Source organism: Sporosarcina sp. 6E9 (assembly GCF_017921835.1).
Taxonomy (GTDB): domain Bacteria; phylum Bacillota; class Bacilli; order Bacillales_A; family Planococcaceae; genus Sporosarcina.
In genome coordinates this window covers 391,001-417,765 of sequence record NZ_JAGEMN010000001.1, presented here as the reverse complement: position 1 = coordinate 417,765, position 26,765 = coordinate 391,001, and the positions used below count along the sequence as shown (strand labels likewise).

Genomic DNA, 26,765 nt, shown 5'->3' with positions numbered 1-26,765 from the left:
TTGTTTATTACTATAATATATGAAATACTGATTGTCAACACAAGGAGGAATTTTGATGTTTGATTACCATATGCATAGCCATTTTTCTGCAGATTGTACGACTTCAATGGAAGATATGGTCGTTGGTTCTATTGAAAAAGGACTGAAAGAAATTTGTTTTACTGAACATATCGATTATGAGTATCCAGATGAAACGATTGTTTTCGATCTCGATTTACGTGAATACAGCGAGACAATAAATCATTTGCAAAAGAAATATGATGGACAAATTCGTTTGAAAAAAGGAATCGAAATTGGCGTACAACCCCATTTACTACATAAATATGAGACTTTAATGGACAAAGAAGCGTTCGACTTTGTTATTTGTTCTATGCATACGACCGAAAAGAAAAGTTTACATTATGGGGAAATTTTTGAGGGCAGGACAATTGAAGAGGCCTATATGGTTTATTACGATGAACTATTTGATTGTGTGAAAAACTTTAAGCGATTTAATGTGTTGGGACATGTTGATCTAGTCAAACGTTATTCAAAAAAACAGCCAACCGCACGTTTCCACGATGAACTGTCGGCTATATTCAATGAAATTATTCCTGCGGGAAAAGGCATCGAGTTAAATACATCGGGTGTTCGATATGGCTTGCCACATGCCATGCCAAGCGATGACGTTTTAAAGCTATATAAACAATGCGGCGGTGAAGTTATTACGTTGGGTTCAGATGCACACCGCGTGGGGGAAATTGCATTTGATTTCAAGGAATCATTAGCGTTGCTACAGTCAGTTGGATTTAACTATATTGCGACATTTGATCAGCAACAACCGACGTTTCATCCGATTGAAGGACTGTTATAAATGGCGTTGTGAAACAGAAGAGTCTTTTTGCTCTCTTCTGTTTCACATTTAAATTATCTTCAAAACAAGAGATGATATAAAACATACCCAACTATAATGCTGATAATTAGTAAACCCATACCTTTCCAACCTAACCCGCCCGTTAAATCAGTTAGATTCCCACTACTTCCCCTATTAAGAGAATCGTGCAGAGAACCCGTAGAATTATTTTTCAATTCACTCTGCCTTAATCTTTCTCTTTTTTCTTCAGGCGTTTCTTTATGTTTATTCAAATTAGCTGCCACTCCCGAAATAATTCCTATTTTATATTCCCTAATAGTTTTGTATCTTTCTTATGATACTCTAATATTATCAGATATATCTATATAATCGTACCCTTTCGAATAATAATATGGTTAGGAGTGATTTAAGTGAAGGTAAGTCCACGTTTTTTAGTACTTTTCATATTTATTGTTCTTACTGTGGCACATTTTTCGAAGGGAGGTTATCCCTATCCAAATGATTTACCCAGGAAGGGAGAATTATCAATAATAGTCGTTGTTCCAGATAATGAAATTATAGGAACACCAAATTTCTTAACAAACTTTGGTGAACGTGGTATTTCTGAAATTATCTCAATTTATTTTAGCGTAATTAATAATACACATCCTTTATTAAAAATAGATAAAGCTCCTTATTATATATTTCTAGATCACAAAGGAATTGTCTTTGAGACAACAGATATTGAAGATGCTATTATGTTTTATAATCAAAATGTAAATGAATGAACCCGTTACAAAGAGATTCAAATCAGAGGATTACTTGGGCTATTAGTGCCTGATGTTCAATTAATTTAACAATTAACATAAAAAACGCTGAATTTATCTGTTCAGCGTTTTTAGTAATGTAATGAAATTTATCGTCTCTACTGAATCATCATTTCTTCCCACGAATAATTTGGTATGGTTGCTATCCATAACGTATCTCCCATGATATCCACATCCCAAACGATGGTATCCACGGCATCAAACACTTTTTCAGATTTTCCGTCATCTTTCGTACTAATGGAATAAATCGCTTCACCTCTATATGTGTATCCGAATAATTTCTCTCCTTTTTTAATAAACTTACCTACCATTTCATCAACTTGAATCTTTCTCCAATTACCTTCTTGAAGATTTCGGGTCCAAATGCCACTTTCTGTGGTAATGAATAACCTATTATGATTCACTTTCATGTCATCAGGTACATCATTACTATTCGGCATGGCTATCTCGTTCCAGCCATCATTTGTCTTTTGCAAAAGCTTCCTATCTTCTGTGAGTCCTAACAAATCACCATTATCCGATATTTGAATCGCATAAAATGGTTTGGGAACAATCGCCGTGTCCCAACTTTCCCCTTGATTGGTTGTATAATAAATAGTTCCATTTGATAGCACAGCTATATGGTTGTCGATTGAATAATCTACGAGCTCAATCATGTGGTCTAACGATAGAATTTTCGTTCCTTTATTCTTTGATGTAATACCCGCCCATATTTCTTTTTCCGTTGCCGCGTATAAGCGATCATTTTTATCAAACCACGCGTGTGTGACATAATTATTAACTTGGAGCTCTGTCCCGGACTTTCCGTTGTTTTTGCTCAATTCAATAAAAGGTTGCTTGGTTGTACTAAATTGTGTGGGCTTTTTGTCTCCCCATACGACTAACTTTTTGTTTCCAGCGACAACTCCCGTAATTGCCATCCCTTTTCTTGTTAAGGTATCGGTACCCATACGTTTGGATAGTAATCCGCCACCGTATGGTAATTTATGCATGGCACTGACCACTTCTCCGTTTTGAGCATTGAAAGAAATTGAAGTAAAGCGATTATCTTGATCATTTCCAAACACTGTTAGAATGGGCTTGCCATCAATACTATCTAGTGTAAAGTTATAGCCCGTTGCCCAATCTATTCCTTGTTTTAGGCCGTATTTATCCTTTGCTAGTTGGACAACATCAGGGCTATCCAACTTAATCTCATCGTAGGATATTGTTGGATCCGGAGTTTGCTTACTTGTTTCAAACAAGGTAATTTTCTTTTCCGTGATTCCAATTATCACAAAATCCTCTGTACCTGGAACAATAAAGATCATAACCCATTTAAAGCGTTTCCCTGCTTCTCCTCTCGAGCCTTCCATCGTTTCATCTACACTGTTTACACTTGTAAGTGTTGCGTTTTCATTCCATTCTTTTGCTCTCTCGAATCCAATGTCAATTGCTTCTCTTAATGTAATTTCACCTTCTGAAGCGAAACCCTCATTGCCAATGAAATTTACAAAAACTAAAGAAATAAATAATAAACAAAATATTGTTTTTAAGAAACTCAAAATTACCACCATCCTATGATTAAGCGCATTTTTAGGATGGAGTAAATACTTCGTTATATACCTTCTTAAATCCAATGTAACTAAAACAGTTATTAGACTTATTATGCGCTGATATGATTATTACAATGAAAAAAAGTGATGATTTTACTGCCTTATAATCGAATATCCGTAACAAAAAAAACGTGTACTTGAACAAGGAATCGTTCAAGTACACGGTAATATTTTAGTCTAATTTCTTATATTGATCTTCAATCGCAGTAAATAGTGCTGTACCAGTTGTTAAGCCAGTATACTTTTCAATCGCAAATTCGATTCCTTCTTCCCGAATTGCTGATTGAATTTCAACAGCATCAGGATCTTCCACGTAATCATAACGGAATGCAGCCGCAATCGCGGATACTAAATTCCTAGGGACTTCATTAAACAAGTCACAGTACTGTTGTGCAGGGCTGATGAATCGATCATTCGATTGCAGTTTACGCACCGGGGAACGTCCTACCCTGGTCGTCTCATCAGTAATAAATGGATTTGCAAAACGACCGATGATTTTTTGAATATATTCGTTATGCTTCTCTTCATCGAATTGATATTTCTCAACAAGAAGTCTGCCTGTTTCTTGCAATACCTTCTTGGTAGTCGTCTTTACAGCTTCATCAGCTAATGCCTCGTGAATGATACCTATATTCGCTTGATAGCTTAAATACGCTACAGTCGCATGTCCAGTATTCACTGTAAATAGCTTTCTCTCAATGAACGGTTCCAAGTTTTCTACAAAAGTAATTCCTTTAACGGGTGGATTATCGCCAATGATCTCTGCATCTTCCACAACCCACTCGTAAAAAGGTTCTACTTTAACAAGTAACTTGTCGTCGTTTACTTCGTTTGGCACGATACGATCTACCGCTGCATTGGGAAAACTGAAAAACTGATCAAATGAAGTTTTTTCCTCATCGCTTAACTGTTCATAAACTTTCTCTTTCAGAAACGCACTGCCGCCAATCATATTCTCACAAGCAATGATTGTTAATGGCGTTTTAGTATGCGTCAATCGCTGCTGAAGTCCCTTAGCGAGTAGACCCGCGATATGGGGTAAGATATTCGGTCCAACTGCTGCTGTCACCAAGTCAGCCTTGCTGATAGCCTCAATCACTTGCTCAGGATTTACCGCGCTATTAATCGCTCGCACATTTTTTACAATCGATTCATCCTGTGTCGCGTTAGCAAGTTGAACGGTATACGCTTGTTTTTCGTTTATCAAGTCGACAATTTCGCTATTCACATCGATAAAGCATGTCTCATATCCTGATTGATACAATAAGCTTCCGATAAAGCCTCTTCCTATATTTCCTGCGCCGAAATGCACTGCTTGCATATTAGTTAACCCCTTCAAAGAAAGAAAGAACTTCCTCTTCTGTGGTAGCACTTACGATTTTCTCAACATTTTCTATTTCTGAAACAACGATTGCAATGTTAGAAAGAATCTCTAAATGCTCATCGCCTTTTCCAGCAATTCCAATGATCAATTTTACGATATTCCCGTCGCCAAAGTCGACACCCTCCGGTACTTGAATAATCGCTAGTCCAGAGTTTTTCACCTCTGTTTTTGCATCATCAGTACCATGCGGAATCGCAACAAAATTCCCCATAAATGTAGAAGTCATTTCTTCACGCTCAAGCATTTTCTCGATATATGCCGACTCAACGTATCCTCTATCGACAAGAACCTGCCCTGTAAAACGAATTGCTTCTTCTTTGTTTGTTAACACCTTATTTAAAACGATATTTTCTGCTGATAAAATTGATAATGACATGACTAACACTCCTCAGTTTTTAATTTTTTCATCTACAAATCGTTCTAACTTTGACCCTAAATAAGCATGAATCAGGGTCTCGTCCTTAGATTCAAATAACTCAATACTTTGTTCACTTTCGATAATTAAAGTGCTTATTAAACTCAACACTTCTAACCCCGGTTCGTGATATGGATCCGGCGACAATAACAGTAAAACCTGATGCACTTCAATGTCATTTCCGTCCATTGCCTTCATTACAATTGGTTCCCTAAGCGTATGTACTGTAAACGAAGGCTTTAGCACTTGTCCATGTTTCGTGTGAAATAAAGCCAACTTCGTATCAGGAATACCAAAACCGCCAAGTGCTTCCCTTGCAAACAATGCTTCTGTTATCACTTCCGCATTTTTAATGACTTGTTTTCTTTCCAAGTGCTCGCACATATTTTGGATACAAGTTTCTAGTGGTAGGCCGTCTTCTTCTGTCGTATGTTGAAATCCAGCTAACAAATCGGCCACGGCTTCTGTATAAAATTGAATACGCTCCATTCGCGCTACGATAGCTTCTATGCTAGTAACATGTTCCTTCAATTCAGGTGCTGCTTTAATGAGCATTTTTCTCTTTACAAATAATTCGATTTGAGTTACTTCTTCCGTTGTTAAAAATGGACTAACCATAATATATTCATGTGAGAAATCTTGCAAATGAATCGTTGAAATCACTAAATCTCGATCCGAAATCTGAAGTTCATTGAGTTCGAAAACAGAAACGTTCCTAACTTCTTCTATCTCCCGAATTTCTCTTCGTAGCTGAGTTGCTAACATTTTAGAAGTCCCAATTCCGCTAGAACAAACAACATAGGCTTTCAAATTGTTTTTCCCAGTCAAACCTATAATAGCAGACCCAAAATGCATCACTAAAAAACCTATTTCTTCATCAGGAATCTTAATATCGGTAAATACCTTTTCGCATGCTTCGGAAACAATTTGAAATAAATCCTTATAATCCTTGCGTATGCTTTGTATCAAAGGGTTTGTAATCCCCATATTTTGTTCAATCCGATATAAAGCGGGTCTAAGATGCGTGACAAGCCCTTCCAAAAGCGGGGCATTGTTCGTCAACTGATAACCTGTAATTTCTTCAACGTTTTGTATTAATCTCTTCGCCTGCATCATGACTGTGAAACTTGGAACTTCAAGCAAATTTTCTTCATTTTGTCGAAGTTTAGCCCCTTGTAGATGCATCGTAATATAGCCAATTTCAGCTTCTGGAATTTCAATGTTGAAACGTGAAATTAACTGACTAATAATTTTCCGTGCAGTCTCGTATTCCGGTTCCTGTTTCAGCTGGTTTAAAAAATCTTTATTCATTTCAATTTTCTCGCCTTGCTTAATGCGCTCAATTGCCAACGCTAAATGGACGATTAGCCCGACGTAAGCATTATCCGTAATTGAAATGAGGGTGTCATTTTTTAATTCGCGCATGACATCCTCAATAACAAGCAACTTTTCTCGATCAACAAGATGCAGTAAGCGCTCTGAAATAGCATTTTCTTGAATAGCAAATTTCTTTTGAAGACTGCCTTCTATCAAAGATAAAAATTCATCCTCTTTTAATGACTTGGCAATCACATAACTAATTGCCCTTCTCTTCGCTTTTTCGGGACCGCTCAATTCAATGCCATATCCTCTTTTTCTTAGGATGGATAGTTGAAAGTGTTCTAATTGTTCTTCTAACTTTATTAAATCAGCGCTTATCGTCGCAGCTGTGACCCGCAATTCATTTGCCAAAGTAAATAATTTTACGGGTCCTGTTGCTTCATATAATGTGCATAGAATCAACGTTTGTCTTTCGTCAGCCATATAATCCTGTAAGGAAAGCGTCATCAGCCTTCTTTTCAGGTTTTCTTTATTTTCTTCAGACCCAGTAATTTGAATTCCGACGCCGGTTTTTCTGACAAGTCCAAGATCATGCTCATTTAAAAGCTTTTCAATACCTTTTAAATCACGATGAATGGTTCGGGAACTGACACCAATTTCCTCCGCCAAATCTTTAATTGTTAATTCGTCGCGTTTATCGAGCAATATTTCCACGATCAATTTTTCCCTTGCAGAAATATACATTAGAAACACTCCATTATCAAGCTAGATTTTCATCAGTAAAACTCAGCTTACATTACATAAGCTGAGTTTTATTGGCTTTATTTATTCCTGCAGCTTGTCAAGAAGTTCATCATATTTCGGGCTGTTTAAAAAGTTTTCTACAGAAATATGGTAAGCGGTTGGTACTTTTTCCTGCGCACGTTCTGTTAAATCTTTATGGGTTATGACAACTTTTGCATCAGCAGGTAAATTGTTAATCGCCATATTTGAAACAGCGATGTCAAGTTCTGCTTTCTTCACTTTGTTTCTTAATATGCCGGCACCCATTGCACTGGAACCCATTCCCGCGTCACAAGCGAATATAATGCTTTTGACATCAGAAAATGAAATTTCATTCGTAGGTTCTTCCACAACTGGTTGTTGCATCAAATCAGCTGCGTGGCTTTCTTTCCCTTTTAATGCAGATGTCTTTTCCGTCGCTTTCGCCAACTCTTCATCATCTTCATCTGATTGCTTGGCAGTCTTTAATATAAGTGCCGCTATAATGAATGACACGGCTGTTGCAACTAGAACTCCGGCAATGACACCGATATAACCGCCTTTAGGAGTAAGCGCAAGGATTGCAATTATACTACCAGGTGATGCTGCTGCAACTAAACCTGCTCCCGATAACTGGAATGTCAATACGCCAGCTGCCCCCCCGAAAATTACCGCGACCAAAAGTAGCGGTCTCATTAAAATATACGGGAAATAAATTTCATGAATTCCACCCAGGAAATGAATAAAACCTGCACCGGATGCTGTTTGTTTCGCCATACCTTTACCAAAAACCATATAGGCCAGTAAAATCCCAAGCCCTGGTCCTGGATTCGATTCTAATAGAAAGAGTATTGATTTTCCGACTTGCGCGGATTGCTCGATTCCAATTGGGCTTAACACACCGTGGTTAATGGCGTTATTTAAGAACAATACTTTCCCCGGTTCAATAAATACACTCGCAATCGGCAATAAGTTTGCATCAACGATTACTTGAACACCCGCTGCAAGAGATTTATTTAACCCCTCCACTAAAGGACCAATTCCTTTATAAGCGACAAGCGTTAAAGCACCTCCAATAATTCCCGCTGAGAAATTATTGACAAGCATCTCAAAACCTGACTTCACTTTTCCTTCAATCAATTTATCAAACTTCTTAATGACCCAACCACCTAAAGGTCCTACAATCATCGCACCAAGGAACATTGGAATATCTGCACCAACAATGACACCCATTGTCAACGTCGCACCAACGACTCCTCCGCGAATATCATAAACAATACGTCCACCAGTAAAACCAATTAAAATAGGCAATAAGTAGAATAGTATTGGATCTACCAGTTCTGCAAAACCTGCATTCGGAATCCAACCTGTAGGAATGAATAACGCGGTGATTAATCCCCAAGCAATAAACGCGCCTATATTCGGCATGATCATGCCGCTTAGGAAACTTCCAAAACGTTGAATCCTAACTTTAATATCTCTATTTTGTTGTGGTTCTTTTACCATTTACATAAACTCCTTTCTTAACTTTGCATATGACACGATAATATTTCATTCGATTCTTTTCAATAGTAGAGCGTTTTCACCCAATAAGCTATTGAATGAAAACGCCATTTTGTCACATCTATTGTTGCCATCTTTTTATGTACGGGGATTTCTCATGAAACTATTCTTGTCGAAGCTTTAATACTTTATCATTTTCCGATTCAAAGTTTGTTCCATCAAGGCCCAAGCTTCATCACATGTTGTGCTAGTCAGGTATGGTTCAAATCCATAATTCAAGTACATATTAACCGCCTGATAACTAGTCGTTTGAGATGTTAGATATGCTTGCGAATGATGACGGGCCAAAATATTCATCGCTTCACTCAGTAGCGGTTTCGAAAGTTTTCTTCCTTGATATTCCGGCACCACGCCTACCCAGTGAATCCTACCTAATCCTTCACCATAGCCTTCCAAATCACCGTACCAAGCAGTTGTCGTAGCAATCGCTTCTCCTTGCTCATTTTCAATGAACAAACAACGCGCAGTCATTTCATCAATATGTGCACCAAATTCATTTTTAAAATGTGCAAGGGCGGCATTTTCATCTTTAAATTCCCCTACACTTGTTTCAATCCTCGTCCAATTCTTTTCGTCCCCTTCTTCAAACAACCTGATTCGAAACTCAGCTGGTAGCGAATATTGAGGAATATTTAACATGTTTTTCCTCACCATAGCTAGTTTAATTCTTTTCATTTAAAGGCAACTCCCTTTTGTCAGTAACTGTTTATTAAAATATACACATCATAGTAACATAATTTATCAACGATTATCCTAATTTTCCCGGCAAAAAGTTTTGCTTGCAGTTATATGCGATTTGCTTGCACTGAATAGGATTTTCTTGCAAGTGAGGACCTTCTACCCGCGCGATAGTTGGTGCAACAAAAAACACTAGACGCCACGCCAACAGTTAATGTTGACGCATTGTCTAGTGTTCTAGTTAATTACTTATCGAATGCCATGGGCCATCATCGCATCTGCAACTTTTAAGAAACCTGCAATGTTCGCGCCGACAATTAAATTGCCGGGTCGCCCATATTCCTCTGAAGCAGTTAAGCAACTTTGGAAAATTTCATGCATTACTTCTTTAAGTTTTGCGTCGACTTCTTCAAATGTCCAGTTGAGGCGCATACTGTTTTGCGACATTTCCATTGCCGATACGGCAACACCGCCAGCATTCGCGGCTTTCGCCGGAGCAAATAGGACATCATTTTCGACGAATAAGTCAATCGCTTCTTTTGTGCATGGCATATTTGCGCCTTCTGCAATTGCCTTTACATTATTATTAATAAGTTTATGGGCTGCCGCCTCATCGATTTCATTTTGAGTTGCGCATGGCAAAGCAATATCGCAATTGATCGACCAGATTCCAGTGCAGTCTTCAAAATACTTGGCACTGGAATGGAACTTTTTATATTCCTTTATACGCTTGTTACCTACTTCTTTCAACAGCTTTACAGTTTCAACGTTTATACCATTTTCATCATAAATATAACCGCTGGAATCACTACATGCAACAACTTTCGCACCTAGTTCAATTGCTTTTTCCATTGCATAAATCGAGACATTCCCAGATCCTGATACAACAACTCGGCTTCCATTAAAGGTTAAATCATTCACTTTCAACATTTCTTCAGCAAAGTAAATGGTTCCGTAGCCAGTTGCTTCTTTCCTACCCAAACTTCCGCCGTAATTCGGGTCTTTCCCCGTAAAGACGCCCGCCTTATGGCCGCCATGGATACGATTGTACTGTCCGGACATATATTCAACTTCTCTTCGACCTACGCCAATATCTCCAGCCGGAACGTCGAGATCCGGACCGATATACTTACTTAACTCAGTCATAAAGCTTTGAACGAAACGCATAATTTCACGCTCAGACTTATTTTTAGGGTCAAAATCAGAACCCCCTTTACCAGCTCCAATCGGTTGGCCAGTAAGGGAGTTTTTAAATATCTGTTCGAACGCCAAAAACTTCATAATACTCGTATTGACGGAAGGGTGGAATCGAATACCACCTTTATAAGGTCCTAAATCGCTATTAAATTGTACTCGGTACCCACGATTGACATGGACTTTTCCTTGATCATCTTCCCAAGCAACTCGAAAGGTGATAATTCGATCCGGCTCGGTAATTCTTTCTAATATGCCATCACGAATATAATGTGGGTTTTTTGAGAAAACTGGACGTAATGAATCGAATATCTCCCGGGTTGCTTGTAAAAACTCTGTTTCCCCAGGGTTTCGCTTTTTTATCAAAGAATAAACCTCATGGACATAATCATTTGCAAGTTTTTTTGGATCTTCATAAGTTTCATTTAAATTTGCCAAAATATCATCAGTCCTTCCTTTAAGTCAAATTACATCAATAAGACCGTTTCGTAGGCTTTAATAAAATCCAGCGCGTATTGTGAATCACAAAAGTATACTTCCCCTTTAATTGTTGAAATGACGGGCTTCCGCTGAATCATGTTAAATTACACGAATTTAGTATATTTCTTTATAATACAATTAAATCTCGATACATTCAACATGAATATTTGAAAAAATAAATCAATATTGTGTACATTCCAATATAAAATACTTTATTTTTTCAATAAAAAGGCGTATTATTCTAGTATTCAGACAACGCGAGTAATCTGATAAGTTTTTTAAATCTAGTAAAAGGAAGAAGGAAATTGCGATGAAACCTATGAAAATAATACGAACAATCGTGAGTGCAAATTTCTTGTTGTTATTTGTCTTTGCTTTTCTTCCCATCCTTATGATTAAACCCGATATCGAAATCATGCAGATAGTCTTGGATTTTATTAACAAAGAATAAGTGTAATGAAAAAAGGCCTCTCATACGAAAGGCCTTTTCTTTATTTCTCCAGTATCGGAAATAGTTCTTCCAAGTTTTCGATTTCATAAGTCGGTTTGATTTCATTATGCGGTTCATTGTTCTCTCGGTTTATCCATACAGAAGGAATACCAACATAGGATGCGCCTAGAATATCCGTCATTAAATTATCCCCGACCATCAACGCTTGACTGGGTTTCACATCGCATAGTTCCAACGCATGATCAAATATTGTTCGATCCGGCTTACCTATGCCAAACCCTCCCGAAATGATGATATGCTCGAAATAAGGTGCAATTTCAGGTGTAATTTCAAGTTTGGTATTTTGCAAACTCGGTGAGCCATTTGTTAGTAATACTAGCTGGTAATCATTTCTTAGTTTATCCAGCACTTGAAAAGTTTCTTCATAAACAAATGGGCTTTTTTTCCGTTCTTCGATAAACAGTTCTGCTAGTTCACTGCCCAATTTAGCATCTTTAATGCCAAGACGGTTAAGACCGCGAGTCCACGCTTCACGTCGATAAGTTGGAACGATTTCCTTCATCTTCTGAAAACTCTCTCCCGCATCATCAAACGTACCCCATAATCCTTCAAATGGGTTAATCCCTATCAGCTTTGTATGTTCATAAGTTTCGTAAGTTTCATATAATGCGCGCGCTTCTTCCCGAACAGCCGCTTCAAGTTCGCTAGGATCAACATCATAACTGTTGGTAGCCGCCTCACAAGTCTTTTGAAAAGCTGTCGCAACACTTTTCTTATCCCATAATAATGTATCGTCCAAATCAAAAATTATTGCTTTAATCATTGTTATCCCCTATCCATAAAGAATCGCCCCTAGTCAGACTAGGAGCGTTCGTTCAAGTTATTTACGATTGAAAAAATCTGTTACTGCACCGATTGACGCACAGGATACGTTATGAGCGTATTTTCCTAAAACCCCGCGTGTGTGTAATGGTGGTGCAACCCAATCTTTCTTACGTCTTGCAAATTCTTCATCAGAAACTGCAACCTTTATTTCTTGCGTTTCTGCGCTAATTGTTATTTCATCATCATTTTGAATAAAAGCGATTGGTCCACCAGCTTGTGCTTCTGGAGAAATATGACCGACGACTAGTCCATGTGTCCCGCCGGAAAATCTTCCGTCCGTTAAGAGTGCAACTTTTTCACCCAACCCTTTACCGACAAGTATACCAGAAATCGAAAGCATTTCCGGCATTCCCGGCCCACCTTTTGGACCGACATATCGAATTACTAAGACATCGCCTTCTTTAACTTTGTTTTCCATTACAGCATTTGTTGCTTCTTCTTCCGTATCAAACACACGAGCAGGACCTGTATGCGTCTTGACTGACACGCCAGACATTTTTGCAACCGCTCCATTTGGTGAGAGATTCCCTTTCAGGATAACTAGAGGACCTTCATCACTTAAAGCTTCTTCAAATGGCATGATAATTTTTTGGCCTTCAGCTAAATCAGGCGCTTCCTTCAAGTTTTCCGCAATTGTTTTACCGGTTACAGTCAAGCAATCTCCGTGCAGATAACCAGCTTCTAAAAGCATTTTCATAACGGCTTGTACGCCGCCAATTCGGTGCAAGTCTTCCATTACATACTTTCCGCTAGGTCTTAAATCTGCAAGATGTGGTGTTTTCTTTTGAATACGATCAAAGTCGTCCATCGTCAAATCCACTTCAATGGCATGTGCCATAGCAAGGAGATGAAGAACAGCGTTAGTAGATCCACCCAATACCATGACAACTGTAATCGCATTTTCAAACGCTTCTTTCGTCATGATATCTTTGGGATAGATACCCTTTTCCATTAAATTATAAAGTGCATGACCTGCTTCTTCACAATCCGCTAGTTTATCCCCCGAAACTGCAGGGTTTGATGCACTGCCCGGTAAACTCATGCCGAGTGCTTCAATGGCTGATGACATTGTGTTTGCAGTATACATACCACCGCAAGAACCAGCACCAGGACATGCGTGACATTCAATTTTTCGTAGTTCTTCTTCATCGATTTGTCCGCTATTTAATTGCCCAACACCTTCAAAAACTGAAACTAAATCGATACTTTCTCCGTGCAGTTTCCCTGCGGCAATTGTACCACCATAAACAAATATAGCTGGTACTTCAGAATTTGCGATTGCAATCATACAACCAGGCATGTTTTTATCGCAGCCTCCGATTGCAACAAGCCCATCTAAGTTTTCGCCGCCAACAACAGTTTCAATAGAGTCGGCAATAACATCCCGGCTAGGCAAGGAATAACGCATGCCTTCTGTGCCCATTGAAATTCCATCCGCAATCGTAATGGTATTAAAAATCATCGGAACTGCTCCGGCATCTCTTGCACCTTTTTTCGCGGCTATCGCCAATTTATCAATATGTATATTACAAGGTGTTACTTCACTCCAGGTACTAGCAATCCCTACCATTGGTTTTTCAAAATCTTCATCTGTTACCCCAACAGCACGTAACATCGCGCGGTTTGGCGCTCGCTTCGTACCTTCACTGAATACTTTACTATGAATTCTCAAATCTTTTTTCACTCTAATTCCTCCTCTTTCATTGTTTTATTATACGACATCTTTTATATAGTTCAATGTTTTCTTACAAATTAATATAAAAATAGTAATCCCCCGCAAATAAAATGCAAAGGATTACTAGTCTTGTAAGTATCATCTTTTTCGTATCTTAAAATTATCTTTTAACAGCAGCCAAGCTTGCGGAAATGCTAAACCGAGTTTCCAAAACATAATGCCCCGGAGATTAAACTGCTTGATCAAATCATACTTAGCTTGAATGCTTCGCGCGTCTTCAAACCACACTTCATGTAAGACGCCAGCATCATCATAGTAGTTGAAAAACGGTGCTTGCGCGACATAATCATATTGGATTGCCACATTTTCTCGTAACGCAATTGCGATGGCTTGTTGTGGGCTTACCGCTTTCGCGGGCGCACCGCCTTGTGTAGCGAACGGTGACGACCAATCATAACCATATAAATTTTGTCCCAACATGACTTTATTACTTGGCATAACGCTTGTCGCATATTCCACAATCCGCCGCACAGGAATGATTGGACTAACCGCTTGTGGTTCACTGTACGTATATCCCCACTCATACGTCATAAGTGCAACAAAATCCATTAAAGCACCATGTGCCGCATAATCATGTCCACCATATATGCCCGTCAGCACATTACTAGACATTGGTGCAACTGCTGTTGATACTGTGAACCCAGCCATATGCAATCGAGTTCTAGCGCGACTAAGAAAATTATTATAAAGTTGTCTGTCAGCTGGAAATAGTAGTTCGAAATCAAAATGAATGTCTTTGTATCCGACATCATTTGCCACTTGAATGATATTTCCAAACAACTGATTTTGTAAAGCTATATCCGTAAGAATTGCGTGTGCAAGTGTAGGTTCGAATCGGTAATTTTCCAGGTTACTTACAACCATTGCATTTGCAACGCCATTGGAGCTTGCAATTTGTGGGATATCATCTATTGTAGGTGCTTGTAACGAACCATTTCGCAACACTTGATAACTAAACATCGCTAAATAAGTTAAATAGGTTCCACTCGTTTTAGCACGAACTTCTGTAATCATCGCTTCTGTAACCGGCGTGCGAGGTTCTACATAAAGCATCGTTTCAATTTCCAGTTTTGTTTTTTGTGGAATTTGAAGCCTTTGACCAATTTGCAACATCGTAGTGGTAGCTAAACTGTTTGCATTCGCAAGCGCGGCTATCGTGGTACCATATCGTCTTGCAATGCTAAACAATGATTCTCCGGGTTGCACAATATGAAAACTTCCCTCGACGGGAATGACCAACGCCTGCCCTACTACAAGTCTGGATGGATCCGGTATTTCATTTGCTGTTGCAATTACTTCTACCGATACGCCATATGTCTTACCAATCGCATATAAGTTTTCCCCCCGCTGAACAACGTGGATTTGCATTCGCTCATCTACCTTTCTGTCAAAAAGTACACTCTCTCTAAAAGTTTATTGATGTGACAAGCTTAATATGCATACAATTAAGAAGCCATCAAATTTAGTAGCATGCAATTAATCATGATTAGCAGAAAAAATGATTTATTTCCAGAAAACATATGCCCTTTCAAATTAATTGGCATACACTAATGATGACAAGGCAATCGCCTATGGGTTGAAGAAAAATATAGTCGAAGGAAGGGAAACGCTTGAAGCTCAAAAAAGTCTTCCGAATATTTTTCTGCGCAAACTTACTCTTATTATTCGTCTTTACATTTCTTCCAGTTCTAATTTTAAACCCCAACTGGGACCAACTAGAATCCATTCTCAACTACATGAATAAAGACTGAAAAGCAGGATTGAAAGCCGCCGAAACGACTAATAACCTATTGTAAACGACTAACCGCTTCACAAAATCGACGAACACCTCAAAACAAACGACCATAACTTCATTAAGTAAATCAAAAACGCCGAAGCTCACCTACATTGAGCTTCGGCATTTCACTATATAATTATGACTCTAGCGCTTTAACTAGGCCTCTTCCTGCTTCCCTTCCAGAGAAGAGGCAGCCCCCAAGAAAAGTTCCTTCTAACGACCGATAGCCGTGAACGCCCCCGCCGCCGAATCCCGCCACCTCACCTGCGGCGTATAAACCGCTTACAGGCACACCGGTAGAATTTAGAACTCGACCCGATAAGTCCGTCTGTAACCCGCCCAATGTCTTTCGACTAACGATGTGCAATCGAACAGCGATGATTGGACCTTTTTTGGGATCCAAAATTTTATGTGGAGATGCAACTCGAATTAACCGGTCGCCAATATACTTACGAGAACCGCGCAAAGCGATGATCTGAAGGTCCTTCGTGAATGAATTTTCAACATCTTGATCTCTTGATACGATTAAGCGCTTAATCGCTTCTAATTCTAAAAGATTCTCACCTGTCAATTTATTCATACCTTCAACTAGATCTTCCACATTATTAGCGACAATAAAATCCTCGCCTTTATCAATAAACGCTTGCACGGGAGCAGTTGGACCTGGCAGAATGCGCTGCAATACCTTTTTAATACTTTTTCCTGTTAAATCGGGATTTTGCTCTGATCCAGACAATGCAAATTCTTTTTCAATGATGTCCTGTGTCAGAATGAACCACGAATAGTCATGACCGGTTTTCCGAAGCGTTTCAAGCGTCCCCAGCGTGTCAAATCCCGGAAAATTTGGGGCTGGAAGTCGTTGCCCTTTTGCATCCAACCAAAGAGAAGATGGTCCCGGTAAAATACGTATGCCATGTTTCGCCCATATTGGATCCCAATTTTTAATGCCTTCAGTATAATGCCACATCCGGTCTCGATTAACGACTCTTCCTCCCGCACTTTCTGTAATTCCCAGCATCCGTCCATCAACATGCGCGGGAACACCTGAAATCATTGTTTTTGGTGCTTCCCCAAGACGTGATGGCCAGTTTTCTCGTATAAGTTCTTCGTTTGCACCGATGCCACCACTCGTTACTAAAACTGCTTTCCCGTAAGCTTCAAAATGATCAATAACCTCTCGTGAACTTGCTTCCCCGCGAGCGGCAGAACTCGGAACGAGGCGAGAACCGCGCACTCCAATTACAGCACAATCTTCCGTTAATAATTCATCGACACGATGTCGCGGAAGGTATTCGACTAATCCTCTTTGTATTGCAGAACGGACCTTATCTTCAAATGGCTTAACAATCCCTGGGCCGGTTCCCCAAACAATATGGAACCTAGGAACTGAGTTTCCAGGACCTTCCGCAAGATGACCACCGCGTTCCGCCCAGCCGATAACTGGAAAAAAGCGAATCCCCCGAGCACGTAACCAGTCCCGCTTTTCACCCGCAGCGAATTTAACATAAGCTTCGGCCCATTTTCTTCCCCAAAAGTCTTCATCATCTTCTCGGTCAAAACCCGCTGTTCCCAACCAATCTTTCCATGCCAGCTCAAAAGAATCTTTAATGCCGAGTCTTCGCTGCTCCGGCGAATCAACGAGAAACAATCCACCAAACGACCACCATGCCTGTCCCCCGAGAGAGGCTTCCGGTTCCTGATCTAACAACAGCACTTTCTTTCCAGCATCGGTCAGTTCAACCGTGGCCACTAAACCAGCCAATCCAGCACCTACGACAATCGCATCATACGCCAAAAAAATCCCCCTTTTTTATTACGTATTTATTTCAAAATCGAGTTCACAATATGAATTGGCGAGTTTTCAAAGAGAGAAAAATAGTTCATCGGATGACTTTTTGGAAATAATTCTTTACGAATTTCACGATTGGTTTTTCCTTTTTCGTGCATCGATAATACATCTTGATGTATTTTCTCCAAGTAGGCTAATTTATCCTCTATAACGTTTCTTCCGTTCGGAATAATACCTGCGTGGGAACAAATATATGTTTCAAAATCATACGTCAATATCAAACGCAATGAGCTTATGATTTGTGGAATCGATTCAAATGAAAATAAGCTTCTTGGTCTTGATTGTACATACAGATCACCGCCGAAAAGCCACTTTTTTTCTCGATTATATAAAACGATATGATCGTGTGAATGGCCGGGTGAATGAATGATATCCCAAGTATAATTCGGTGTTTTGAACTTGTTTCCCAATGGCTGAGCTTCGAAAGGCGCTCGTTCTCCCCAAAATACTTTTCGGTAAAATGGAAGCTTCATCCGTTTATTACAATAATTCACTCCAGTTTCATGAATATATATCGGGACTTTTTTATTTTCCTGAATCCATCTTGCTGCGCCTGTATGATCTTCATGATGATGTGTTAAAATGACTTCATTAATATCCCATTCATTTAATAACGGCGTTAGTTTTTCTATCATTTTCTTCGGGCCTGTATCTATTAGAAGCCCATCAATAAAATACACGGACACTAACAACTGTCGGCCTGCAAATTTATTTACAAATTCAGCTTGAACCAAATCATTATATGTAATAATTTCCATCGAATTGACCCCTTTTGCCGAAAAAGCGTATTTTGTTTTTTCAATATAATTAATGAATATCTTCTAATTCTACATCCATACTACGGGTGATGCAAAATAACTTTTATTAGTAGGAGGAATTTTAGTTGGATCAAAATCAAAACGGCGGCCAAACTCATCAAAACATGCATACAGGTAATGTACCCGCGCAAATGAATCATGGTGGTCATGAATTATTCGATGTTCACGAAGTTCTTTCAGGATCAGTTGCAGCTTTAAACCAAATGATATTATTACGCCCGCAAGTAAAGGATCCAGAATTACTCGGTATTATGGATCGGCAATACCGCTTTGCTCTAGATGAATACAACATTACTGTAGAAGCTTTTAAGACGGGAAAAAATCCTTCACATCCGACCGGAAGTTATAAAATGACGGGGGGCAATGACTTTGTATACGGCATGAAAGACTCCCAACCTAAAAAACCAATCCAATCAGAATCAGAAATATCCGATGAAATTATTTCTGGATTCATGCTTGATGCCGCTAAAACGGCAGCCTCGGGCAAGACGATGGCTGCGCTTGAAACCTGTAATCCAGTCCTGCGCCGTGTTCTCGCGGATTCTATTCCGAACTGTATCGAGATGGCTTACGAGCTTGCGATTTATCAAAATAAACACCATTACTATCAAGTGCCACAACTCGCCCAGCAAGATATGCAGCAGTTACTTAATTCATTTGCAACAGGCGGTCAACCGGCAATGCCAAAACAGCAGAATTTACAGTAATAAGTAAAATATTTTTAAGCCGAGGGCTCCCATCCCCGGCTTTATTCTTTTTGACGGACCTCCATTGCAGAAGCTCCCAAAACACTGTATCATTTTCACTAGAGGTAAATTGATTGGAAGGAAATGGTGATAGTGATGCGGGTTGCAATTGTGGATTTTGATGGAACTTTGTATGCAAAAGAAACATTTCAAATTATGATGGATCATTTAAAAGAACATCCAGTTTATCATACGAGGTATAAACGATTTTTCCGTTCTATTTTACCACCTTACATTGGCCATAAAATGAAAGTGTATCCGAAACATAAAATGCGCGAACGTTCCATGCAAATTTATTTGGATGCGTTGAAAGATTTATCCGTCGAAGAAATGGATACCTATTTCCGTGAAGTCGCCACGAAAATGAAAGCAGATTTTAATCCGGACGTCGTTACTAAAGTTAAACAACATGCAGCAGACGGCGTACATGTCATGCTTGTTTCCGGCGCCTATACACCACTTTTACATATTGCGGTAGACGGATTGCCATTCGATAAAATCATCGGGACGAATATTCCTATCAAGAATTCAGTGATTGACTTAAAAACACCGATTCTTCATGTCCAAGGCACTGAAAAAAACGAACAAATTGAAACAGCTTTAGCAAATCAAAAAATTGACTGGGATAATAGTTTCGCATATGCAGACAGTTATTCAGATTTATCCGTGCTTGATCTAGTCGGAAATCCGGTAGCCGTCCAACCCGAAGAACAATTAAAATCCATTGCTAAAAAGAGAAAATGGAAAATCATTTAAAAGAACCCGTTGCTATGAACCAAATTAGCAACGGGTTTTTGACGCTTATACAAGCTGTGGATTATTCTTTTTTAGCATCCCTGCAAGGAGTGCAGTTACAATTGTACCGATAATTATCGCCAGCGCATAAAGTAGTATACTTCCCACACCGCCCTCGACCAGCCCCATGACAAACACGCCGCCATGTGGTGCACGTAAAGCGATATCAAAGAACATCGAAAGTCCACCTGTAACAGCAGCTCCTGCAACCGACGCTGGAATCACACGCGCCGGGTCAGCTGCAGCAAACGGGATAACGCCTTCCGTTATAAAACAGGCACCGAGAACGTACGCGGTTTTCCCAGCTTCCCTTTCTTGCTTCGTGAAACGTTTCTTAAACAATGTTGTTGCAAGTGCAATCCCTAGCGGAGGAACCATTCCTGCCGCCATTACTGCAGCGATGAACGTGAAGTTTTGCGCATCAAGCATCGCAATTCCAAATGTGTACGCCGCTTTATTTACCGGCCCACCCATATCAATTGCCATCATCGCGCCTAATAAGATTCCAACTAGCACAACGTTAGTTCCGCCAAGTCCTTCCAAAAACGAAGTCAATCCCGTATAAATCTTTGTTAATGGCGGATTGATAACCATCATAGCCAATCCTGTCAACGCAATACTAAATACCGGGAAAAACAATACCGGCTTTAACCCTTCTAGTGAATCTGGTAACTTCGAAAATAGTTTCTTAACAAGCAAGGTTAAATATCCCGCTAGAAAACCAGCGATTAATCCGCCTAAAAATCCAGATCCACCAGCGGCCCCTTCTACGCCGGTAACTGAAATGGCAATCAAACCACCAACCATACCCGGTGCAAAACCAGGACGATCCGCAATACTCGAGGCGATGAATCCAGCCAAAACAGGCACCATCAAGAAGAATGCCATTCCACCGCCGATCTCACTTAGCATTGCCGCGAATGCATTGTACTCGGGACTGTCCGGATTACCCGACTCGATTCCCCAGAAAAATGACAATGCGATTAATATACCGCCTCCAACAACAAATGGAAGCATGTTGGAAACACCGTTCATCAAATGCTTATAAAATCCGCCTTGAGATTCCGGTTTCTCGTCGCTACTTTTAGCACCATCATGTTTATAAACCGGTGCATCATTACTTATCGCACGATTTAATATTGTCTCAGTTTCATAGATTGCTTTTCCAACAGGAATTTGAATAACAGGCTTACCATCAAAACGTGCCATTTCAACTTTCGTATCTGCAGCTACAATAATTGCATCAGCTTCTGCGATTTCAGCATCCGTCAACCGATTTTTTACGCCACTCGAACCATTTGTTTCAACTTTAATCGAAATACCCATTGCTTTCGCAGTTTCAGAGAGTTTTTCAGCAGCCATAAACGTATGCGCAATTCCCGTCGGACAAGCCGTAACCGCAAGGATCTTTCCTGTGACTTTCGGTGCATCCTCAACTACTTCACTCGGTCCGTCTACCTCGATTTCTTTTTCATTTACAATCGCTAACAAATCTTCTTTCGATGTTACAGCAAGTAATTTCTCGCGGAAGTTGTCATCCATTAAAAATGTCGCAAGTCTGGAAAGCGCTTCCAGATGGTCGTTGTTTGCCCCATCACTCGCCGCAATCATGAAGAATAAATGCGCAGGCTTTCCATCAAGTGATTCAAAGTCAATTCCATCAGTTGATCGACCAAATGCAATTGCCGGTTTCTTTACGGCAGCAGACTTCGCATGAGGAATCGCAATACCATCACCAATCCCCGTCGTGCTCTGCTCTTCACGCGCTAATATATCTGTCATAAAAGCATCTTTATCATTTAGTGTTCCTGCTTGGTCCAATTGGGCTACCAATTCTTTTAATATTGTTGGTTTCGAATTTGATTGGACATCTAGAATAATCGTTTCTTCTCTCAATAAATCCGTGATTTTCATTATTTCTCATTCCCTTCTGCTAGCGAACGAATTGTAATTTTTTCTAGCAAATGATCAACATCATTTTTTTCGCATAAATCAGATGTAAAAGCAGTCGCACTTCCACTAGCGACCCCATATCGAAATGCCTCAGTCGCATTTTCATTTTTCGTGTATGATGCTAAAAATCCAGCTACAAGTGAATCGCCAGCACCAACCGAGTTAACGACTTGACCCTTTGGTACTTCTGCTATTAACGCTAGATCATTCGTTACCAGTAGCGCGCCTTCCCCACCCATCGATACAACGACATGCTGAATTCCTTTTCCAATAAGTTTCTGAGCGTAGAAAAAAGCTTCTTCCTTAGTCGATATTTCGACATTAAACAAGTCACCAAGTTCATTAATATTTGGTTTGACAAGAAACGGTTTCGTGTCTATTAAATTATTTAACGCAGTTCCTGATGTATCCAAAACAAACTTAACGTTATTTTCTCCACAAATCGCCGCAATTTCCTTAAAAAATGAAGTTGGAATTGAATCTGTTAAATTTCCCGCCAAAACGAACCAGTCGCCCGATGTCATCGCTTGAACCTTTCCAAGCAATTCTTGTTGTTGAAATTCATTAATGCTAGGTCCCGGCCCATTCAACTCTGATTCTTCCGCCGCCTTAACTTTCACGTTGATGCGCGTAATATCTTCCGTTCGAATAAAATCTGTTAATATTCCCTCTTCTTTAAGCAAGTCCGTAATGTATTCACCAGTAAAACCACCAATATATCCCAGCGCAATACTGCTACTACCAAGTCTTTGAAGCACCCGTGATACATTTATCCCTTTCCCACCAGGATAATAAAACACATCAGATGTGCGGTTCAATTCCCCCAATCGTAGTTCAGGCAAGTAAGTTGTGTAGTCCAAACTTGGCGTAATCGTGCATGTATAGATCATGTTAAAGCCACCTCTACTATTGTTTTTTTCTTCAATCTTTCAAGTGACGTCATATCAAGTTTTCCTGTCAACAAAGTCGCATTCTTTATGTCTTCAAATTTTGCAAAGCTTACTTTCTTGTACTTTGAATGATCAGCCAGGACATATGTTTTTTCTGCCAGCTTGCTCGCCAGCCTTTTTACTGCGGCTTCTTCAGGATCTGGCGTGGTGTAGCCAAACTCTTCATGGAATCCATTGGTGCCTAAAAAACATTTGTCAAAACGATAATTTTCCAACGATTGAATCGTTTGGGACCCGACAAGTGCGCTCGTTTTCCCTTTGACGTATCCACCCGTTAAATACGTAGTTATCCCATGTTTCACTAAGGCATCAACATGAGTGAGGCCATTCGTTACAACTACAACCTCTTTATTGTTTATAAAAGGTATCATATGCAATGTCGTCGTTCCCGCATCGAGATAAATACAGTCCTGATTTTCAATGAATGACGCCGCGTATTTTGCAATTTCTATTTTCTCTTGAAGGTTTCTGGTTGATTTGTCTAGAATACTATGTTCATGTCGTTTGCGTTCATTTATAGTCGCTCCACCATGAATTCTAGTCAGTTTATGTTGATTCTCAAGCTCAGTCAAATCACGACGAATGGTAGATTCTGATGCGTTTGTTATATCAATTATATCCTGTACTTTAATCGTTTTCTTTTCGGCCAATAAATTTAAAATCAAATCTTGTCGCTCAGTCGTTAACAAGCCAACAACACCTCGAATGTGTTTAATAATTTTATAGTAGCCAACTAATCATCCAAAGTCAATCATATTCAACCAAAAACAGTCACCCCCAAAAAAAAGGATTGGAATTCTACTTAGAATTCCAATCCTCTTTTTTATGGTTTCATATGTGGGACCAGCGAGAAAACATCCCAATCAAATAACTGACACTTAAACTGAACACTCCTGTAAAACATGATCCACAAACTCTTGATCAAATACCTTGTCAAGATGCTCTAGGACTGTCAAATAGATAACCCCGTTACCTTCGAGCTTTGGAGAAAAACCGAGCGGAACAGTTCTTTTGATTAGTTGTGCATATAACTCCGGCTCAGTAAGTTCTCTTCCAAAATAATTACGCGCCCAAACCTTAATGAGCGCCAATGCCCCGGAAACATGAGGGGCTGCCATCGAAGTTCCGCTTAAAGTAGCATATTTCCCATTTAAATAGGTTGATAAGATTTCTTCGCCAGGCGCCACTAGATCAATTTCATTGTGAGAACTTGTAAATTCACTAGAAAGTCGATCGAAATTAATCGCGCCTACACAAATAACTTCATTATAGCTGCCTGGATAGGCGAATTCATCTGTACTATCATCGCCATCCCCATCATTCCCAGCAGCACAAACGACCAAGATATTATTTGTAATCGCTAGTTTTATTGCTGCATAAAGTTCATAATTGTCATCAGGCCCGCCGAGCGACATCGAAATAATATCTACTTTTTGTTCAATCGCATAATGGATACCTGCGATAATCCAATCATGTAGTCCAGACCCCTGTTCGTTAAGAACTTTCACGATCAACAAATCCGCTTCCGGAGCCACTCCAACTACTCCGGCATTCGTTTCACTTGCCGCAATCGTCCCAGCTATATGGGTACCATGGCCATTATAGTCTTGATATATTTCAGATTTCCCTGCGTCGTCATCTGTAAAATTTCTCCCACCAATAATGCGATCTTTTAGATTGGGGTGGTCTATATCACAGCCTGTATCCAAAACAGCAATTGTAACACCTTTCCCTTTCGTTTCTTGCCAAATTTTTGGCGCCTGAATCAATTCAATGCCGCTCGGGACTTCGTTGACTTCATTGGCCTGTTGATTTACTTGAAATGGAATCGCACGAACAAATCGTTTCATTTTTCTCCCCCTCATATTTTAATAATATATTGGCAAATCCCACATTCCGTGTAGAAGCAAACTGACGTGAAATCGTGCAATTGTTTAATTAATCAAAAACGAGAGAATAAAATTTATATATATTTATGAATTAAAGAGAAAGAAGAACTATAAGAGTGGAAAAGGTGAATGGATACTTGGCACATACAGTACGATATGGGCTTGGTAGACAGTTGATTGTAGGATTCATCGATGACATACTTGAGGTTATTTTTGTTTACCCGAATCCACAATATTCAAACCACTTAGCGAAACATACGCTTACACGTTCGCGTCACCCCAAGATTTCTCTCATTCATCGGAACTTAACGCTTCAATACATATGGAAACACTTTTTTTCAAATCTTCATGGGACCAACTCGGAATCCCGCCGTGTTGAATCGCCAATTCGTGCGAAGCTGGAATATGAATAAAACCACACTTCATATTCGGTTGAAATTCGTGCGCAAAATAAAGCGCCATGTACATGACGTTATTACATAAATAAGTTCCCGCGGAATTCGAAATAGCTGCTGGAAACCCCGATGCTTGCAACTGATTCACCATGTCTCTAATGGGTAAAGTCGAAAAATACCCATCATTCCCTTCTTTGAGAATCACTTCATCAGTAGGCTTATTTCCTTCGTTATCAGCATCCCCGTCTTTCACATTGATCGCGATTCGCTCAGGTGTTATTTTACTGCGCCCCCCAGCAAGTCCTAACGATATAACCGCATCTGGCTTAATCTTTTCAATATGCGCTAAGAGTTTGCTGCCCGAGGACGCAAAATCGACAGGTAATACTTCGCCATAAACTTTATAGTTCCCAATTGTTTCTCCATGCAATTCTTCGACTATTTTCATCGTCGGGTTCACTGTGAATTTCAAAAAAGGTTCAAATCCCGTGAGTAGTAGTTTTTTCATAAGCCACTCCACCTTAATATTTTTATTTAGAAAAAAAAGATATTCTCTAGATTAAGGAGAATATCTTTATGGTTAATTAAGCAATATTATAAAATGTTTTCGCTTTTTCTAAAAATGGCAGATCCTCATCAAGTAAATCTTCTTCGTGGTAAATTGCTTCAACTGGACATGCCGCAACACAAGCCCCACAATCTATACAAACATCTGGGTCGATGAAGAACTGATCTTCGCCCTCTTCGATACAATCAACCGGACATACCATCACGCAATCCGCTGCTTTTTCTGTAATACAAGCAGATGTTATCACATAGGCCATCATATACGCCCCCTTTATATTTTTTCAGCTTCAATCTAGCTTCTATCCTTTAGTTTAATATACTTTATGTAAAATAAAAACCCTAATGTTTGTATTTAATGTGACTTAAAACAACGGTGTTGACATTCATAAGTAAATGCGGTATAGTTAATCAGTTGAGAAATTTGGGTAACAAATGAGATTTGATGTTCTGGCATTCTACGTAATGTTTTTGATATACTTATTCACACTGGCGCGACTATAGGGTCGCAAGGACGTAAAAGTAGGTAGGGTTTACGTTGCTTAGGTAGAAGACGCCTAGTGGAGCAAATTACCGCGGTTAAGAAAGTTCATACTTTCTATGGAAATTATTCTCTCAAACATTTGAGATGAAAAATCAATTCAAAAATTTAATGTTACCTTAATAAATAAAGGGATATTCTCGAAATGAGAATATCCCTTTTCCAATTTAACTTTTCCGTTTTTTGGTTTCTTCCCGTATATAAAGTAAAAGTATGAAGGCGCCTACTGCGTTCAATACAATATTTATTGCAAAAAATAATTTCCACATGATTGGCGATAACGTTAGAAATTTAGAAAGTATATAGATAATCATCGCTAGAACAATTAGTATAAACCCAGTATTTCTTTTCTTCATTGCAATTTACA

Annotated in this window: 24 protein-coding genes; 4 read left to right on the top strand and 20 right to left on the bottom strand. The window is 39.4% G+C overall.

The window, feature by feature from the left end:
- Positions 1–55: 55 nt before the first annotated feature.
- The gene (locus J4G36_RS02255) at positions 56–853 is read left to right on the top strand and encodes a histidinol-phosphatase HisJ family protein (RefSeq protein WP_210468305.1); all 798 of its coding nucleotides are present in this window, start codon (positions 56–58) and stop codon (positions 851–853) included.
- 59 nt (positions 854–912) lie between these two features.
- Here J4G36_RS02255 and J4G36_RS02250 read toward each other — a convergent pair whose 3' ends face one another.
- Positions 913–1,125 (bottom strand): DUF6366 family protein, encoded by a 213-nt coding sequence (locus J4G36_RS02250; RefSeq protein WP_210468303.1) that lies wholly within the window; start codon positions 1,123–1,125, stop codon positions 913–915.
- A gap of 138 nt (positions 1,126–1,263) precedes the next feature.
- Here J4G36_RS02250 and J4G36_RS02245 point away from each other — a divergent pair, with 138 nt between their 5' ends.
- Entirely contained in the window at positions 1,264–1,620 is a 357-nt protein-coding gene (locus tag J4G36_RS02245) for a hypothetical protein (RefSeq protein ID WP_210468301.1), read from the top strand.
- Positions 1,621–1,757: 137 nt separating this feature from the next.
- Here J4G36_RS02245 and J4G36_RS02240 read toward each other — a convergent pair whose 3' ends face one another.
- From J4G36_RS02240 to J4G36_RS02185, 12 genes are all read right to left on the bottom strand, one after another.
- A complete protein-coding gene (locus tag J4G36_RS02240; RefSeq protein WP_210468299.1) occupies positions 1,758–3,203 on the bottom strand; it encodes a WD40/YVTN/BNR-like repeat-containing protein in 1,446 nt (481 codons plus the stop codon).
- Between the two features lie 223 nt (positions 3,204–3,426).
- The gene (locus J4G36_RS02235; RefSeq protein WP_210468297.1) at positions 3,427–4,575 is read right to left on the bottom strand and encodes a mannitol-1-phosphate 5-dehydrogenase; all 1,149 of its coding nucleotides are present in this window, start codon (positions 4,573–4,575) and stop codon (positions 3,427–3,429) included.
- Between the two features lies 1 nt (position 4,576).
- A complete protein-coding gene (locus tag J4G36_RS02230; RefSeq protein ID WP_210468295.1) occupies positions 4,577–5,014 on the bottom strand; it encodes a PTS mannitol transporter subunit IIA in 438 nt (145 codons plus the stop codon).
- Between the two features lie 12 nt (positions 5,015–5,026).
- On the bottom strand, positions 5,027–7,117 hold the full coding sequence (locus J4G36_RS02225; RefSeq protein ID WP_210468293.1) for a BglG family transcription antiterminator: 2,091 nt from the start codon (positions 7,115–7,117) through the stop codon (positions 5,027–5,029).
- Positions 7,118–7,198: 81 nt separating this feature from the next.
- A complete protein-coding gene (locus J4G36_RS02220; protein ID WP_210468291.1) occupies positions 7,199–8,641 on the bottom strand; it encodes a PTS mannitol transporter subunit IIBC in 1,443 nt (480 codons plus the stop codon).
- Between the two features lie 177 nt (positions 8,642–8,818).
- On the bottom strand, positions 8,819–9,373 hold the full coding sequence (locus J4G36_RS02215) for a GNAT family N-acetyltransferase (protein ID WP_210468289.1): 555 nt from the start codon (positions 9,371–9,373) through the stop codon (positions 8,819–8,821).
- Between the two features lie 252 nt (positions 9,374–9,625).
- On the bottom strand, positions 9,626–11,008 hold the full coding sequence (gdhA, locus tag J4G36_RS02210) for an NADP-specific glutamate dehydrogenase (RefSeq protein ID WP_210468287.1): 1,383 nt from the start codon (positions 11,006–11,008) through the stop codon (positions 9,626–9,628).
- 533 nt (positions 11,009–11,541) lie between these two features.
- Entirely contained in the window at positions 11,542–12,324 is a 783-nt protein-coding gene (locus tag J4G36_RS02205; protein WP_210468284.1) for an HAD family hydrolase, read from the bottom strand.
- Between the two features lie 57 nt (positions 12,325–12,381).
- On the bottom strand, positions 12,382–14,070 hold the full coding sequence (gene ilvD / locus J4G36_RS02200) for a dihydroxy-acid dehydratase (protein ID WP_210468282.1): 1,689 nt from the start codon (positions 14,068–14,070) through the stop codon (positions 12,382–12,384).
- 129 nt (positions 14,071–14,199) lie between these two features.
- Positions 14,200–15,489, bottom strand: coding sequence for a LysM peptidoglycan-binding domain-containing protein (locus J4G36_RS02195; protein WP_210468270.1), 1,290 nt, complete (start codon positions 15,487–15,489; stop codon positions 14,200–14,202).
- A 545-nt stretch (positions 15,490–16,034) separates the two neighbouring features.
- Complete coding sequence (locus tag J4G36_RS02190) at positions 16,035–17,693, bottom strand: FAD-binding dehydrogenase (protein ID WP_210468268.1); 1,659 nt, start codon at positions 17,691–17,693, stop codon at positions 16,035–16,037.
- Between the two features lie 26 nt (positions 17,694–17,719).
- Positions 17,720–18,505: an MBL fold metallo-hydrolase gene (locus J4G36_RS02185; RefSeq protein WP_210468265.1), complete on the bottom strand. Its 786-nt coding sequence runs from the start codon at positions 18,503–18,505 to the stop codon at positions 17,720–17,722.
- A gap of 164 nt (positions 18,506–18,669) precedes the next feature.
- Here J4G36_RS02185 and J4G36_RS02180 point away from each other — a divergent pair, with 164 nt between their 5' ends.
- Both J4G36_RS02180 and J4G36_RS02175 read left to right on the top strand, forming a co-directional pair.
- On the top strand, positions 18,670–19,272 hold the full coding sequence (locus J4G36_RS02180; RefSeq protein WP_210470385.1) for a spore coat protein: 603 nt from the start codon (positions 18,670–18,672) through the stop codon (positions 19,270–19,272).
- A gap of 135 nt (positions 19,273–19,407) precedes the next feature.
- The gene (locus J4G36_RS02175; protein ID WP_210468262.1) at positions 19,408–20,067 is read left to right on the top strand and encodes an HAD family hydrolase; all 660 of its coding nucleotides are present in this window, start codon (positions 19,408–19,410) and stop codon (positions 20,065–20,067) included.
- A 45-nt stretch (positions 20,068–20,112) separates the two neighbouring features.
- On the opposite strand, the gene J4G36_RS02170 is transcribed toward J4G36_RS02175, so the two are convergent.
- The 7 genes from J4G36_RS02170 to J4G36_RS02140 all read right to left on the bottom strand — a co-directional run bounded on the left by J4G36_RS02170 (position 20,113) and on the right by J4G36_RS02140 (position 26,754).
- Positions 20,113–22,020: a PTS fructose transporter subunit IIABC gene (locus tag J4G36_RS02170; RefSeq protein ID WP_210468260.1), complete on the bottom strand. Its 1,908-nt coding sequence runs from the start codon at positions 22,018–22,020 to the stop codon at positions 20,113–20,115.
- Positions 22,020–22,949: a 1-phosphofructokinase gene (gene pfkB, locus J4G36_RS02165; protein WP_210468257.1), complete on the bottom strand. Its 930-nt coding sequence runs from the start codon at positions 22,947–22,949 to the stop codon at positions 22,020–22,022. Before pfkB ends, J4G36_RS02170 begins: the two co-directional genes overlap by 1 nt.
- The gene (locus J4G36_RS02160) at positions 22,946–23,698 is read right to left on the bottom strand and encodes a DeoR/GlpR family DNA-binding transcription regulator (protein ID WP_210468255.1); all 753 of its coding nucleotides are present in this window, start codon (positions 23,696–23,698) and stop codon (positions 22,946–22,948) included. Before J4G36_RS02160 ends, pfkB begins: the two co-directional genes overlap by 4 nt.
- Before the next feature lie 189 nt (positions 23,699–23,887).
- Positions 23,888–24,859: a S8 family peptidase gene (locus J4G36_RS02155; protein WP_210468251.1), complete on the bottom strand. Its 972-nt coding sequence runs from the start codon at positions 24,857–24,859 to the stop codon at positions 23,888–23,890.
- Between the two features lie 330 nt (positions 24,860–25,189).
- On the bottom strand, positions 25,190–25,801 hold the full coding sequence (locus tag J4G36_RS02150; RefSeq protein WP_210468248.1) for a pyroglutamyl-peptidase I: 612 nt from the start codon (positions 25,799–25,801) through the stop codon (positions 25,190–25,192).
- A gap of 76 nt (positions 25,802–25,877) precedes the next feature.
- Complete coding sequence (locus tag J4G36_RS02145; RefSeq protein WP_210468246.1) at positions 25,878–26,117, bottom strand: ferredoxin family protein; 240 nt, start codon at positions 26,115–26,117, stop codon at positions 25,878–25,880.
- A gap of 448 nt (positions 26,118–26,565) precedes the next feature.
- Positions 26,566–26,754: a hypothetical protein gene (locus J4G36_RS02140; protein ID WP_210468243.1), complete on the bottom strand. Its 189-nt coding sequence runs from the start codon at positions 26,752–26,754 to the stop codon at positions 26,566–26,568.
- Positions 26,755–26,765 lie beyond the last annotated feature (11 nt).

Coding starts and splice junctions, on each gene's coding strand:
- J4G36_RS02255 (WP_210468305.1), top strand. CDS start 56: ATGTTTGATTACCATATGCATAGCCATTTTTCTGCAGATTGTACGACT.
- J4G36_RS02235 (WP_210468297.1), bottom strand. CDS start 4,575: ATGCAAGCAGTGCATTTCGGCGCAGGAAATATAGGAAGAGGCTTTATC.
- J4G36_RS02230 (WP_210468295.1), bottom strand. CDS start 5,014: ATGTCATTATCAATTTTATCAGCAGAAAATATCGTTTTAAATAAGGTG.
- J4G36_RS02225 (WP_210468293.1), bottom strand. CDS start 7,117: ATGTATATTTCTGCAAGGGAAAAATTGATCGTGGAAATATTGCTCGAT.
- J4G36_RS02220 (WP_210468291.1), bottom strand. CDS start 8,641: ATGGTAAAAGAACCACAACAAAATAGAGATATTAAAGTTAGGATTCAA.
- J4G36_RS02215 (WP_210468289.1), bottom strand. CDS start 9,373: ATGAAAAGAATTAAACTAGCTATGGTGAGGAAAAACATGTTAAATATT.
- J4G36_RS02205 (WP_210468284.1), bottom strand. CDS start 12,324: ATGATTAAAGCAATAATTTTTGATTTGGACGATACATTATTATGGGAT.
- J4G36_RS02195 (WP_210468270.1), bottom strand. CDS start 15,489: ATGCAAATCCACGTTGTTCAGCGGGGGGAAAACTTATATGCGATTGGT.
- J4G36_RS02185 (WP_210468265.1), bottom strand. CDS start 18,505: ATGGAAATTATTACATATAATGATTTGGTTCAAGCTGAATTTGTAAAT.
- J4G36_RS02180 (WP_210470385.1), top strand. CDS start 18,670: ATGCATACAGGTAATGTACCCGCGCAAATGAATCATGGTGGTCATGAA.
- J4G36_RS02175 (WP_210468262.1), top strand. CDS start 19,408: ATGCGGGTTGCAATTGTGGATTTTGATGGAACTTTGTATGCAAAAGAA.
- J4G36_RS02170 (WP_210468260.1), bottom strand. CDS start 22,020: ATGAAAATCACGGATTTATTGAGAGAAGAAACGATTATTCTAGATGTC.
- pfkB (WP_210468257.1), bottom strand. CDS start 22,949: ATGATCTATACATGCACGATTACGCCAAGTTTGGACTACACAACTTAC.
- J4G36_RS02155 (WP_210468251.1), bottom strand. CDS start 24,859: ATGAAACGATTTGTTCGTGCGATTCCATTTCAAGTAAATCAACAGGCC.
- J4G36_RS02150 (WP_210468248.1), bottom strand. CDS start 25,801: ATGAAAAAACTACTACTCACGGGATTTGAACCTTTTTTGAAATTCACA.
- J4G36_RS02145 (WP_210468246.1), bottom strand. CDS start 26,117: ATGGCCTATGTGATAACATCTGCTTGTATTACAGAAAAAGCAGCGGAT.
- J4G36_RS02140 (WP_210468243.1), bottom strand. CDS start 26,754: ATGAAGAAAAGAAATACTGGGTTTATACTAATTGTTCTAGCGATGATT.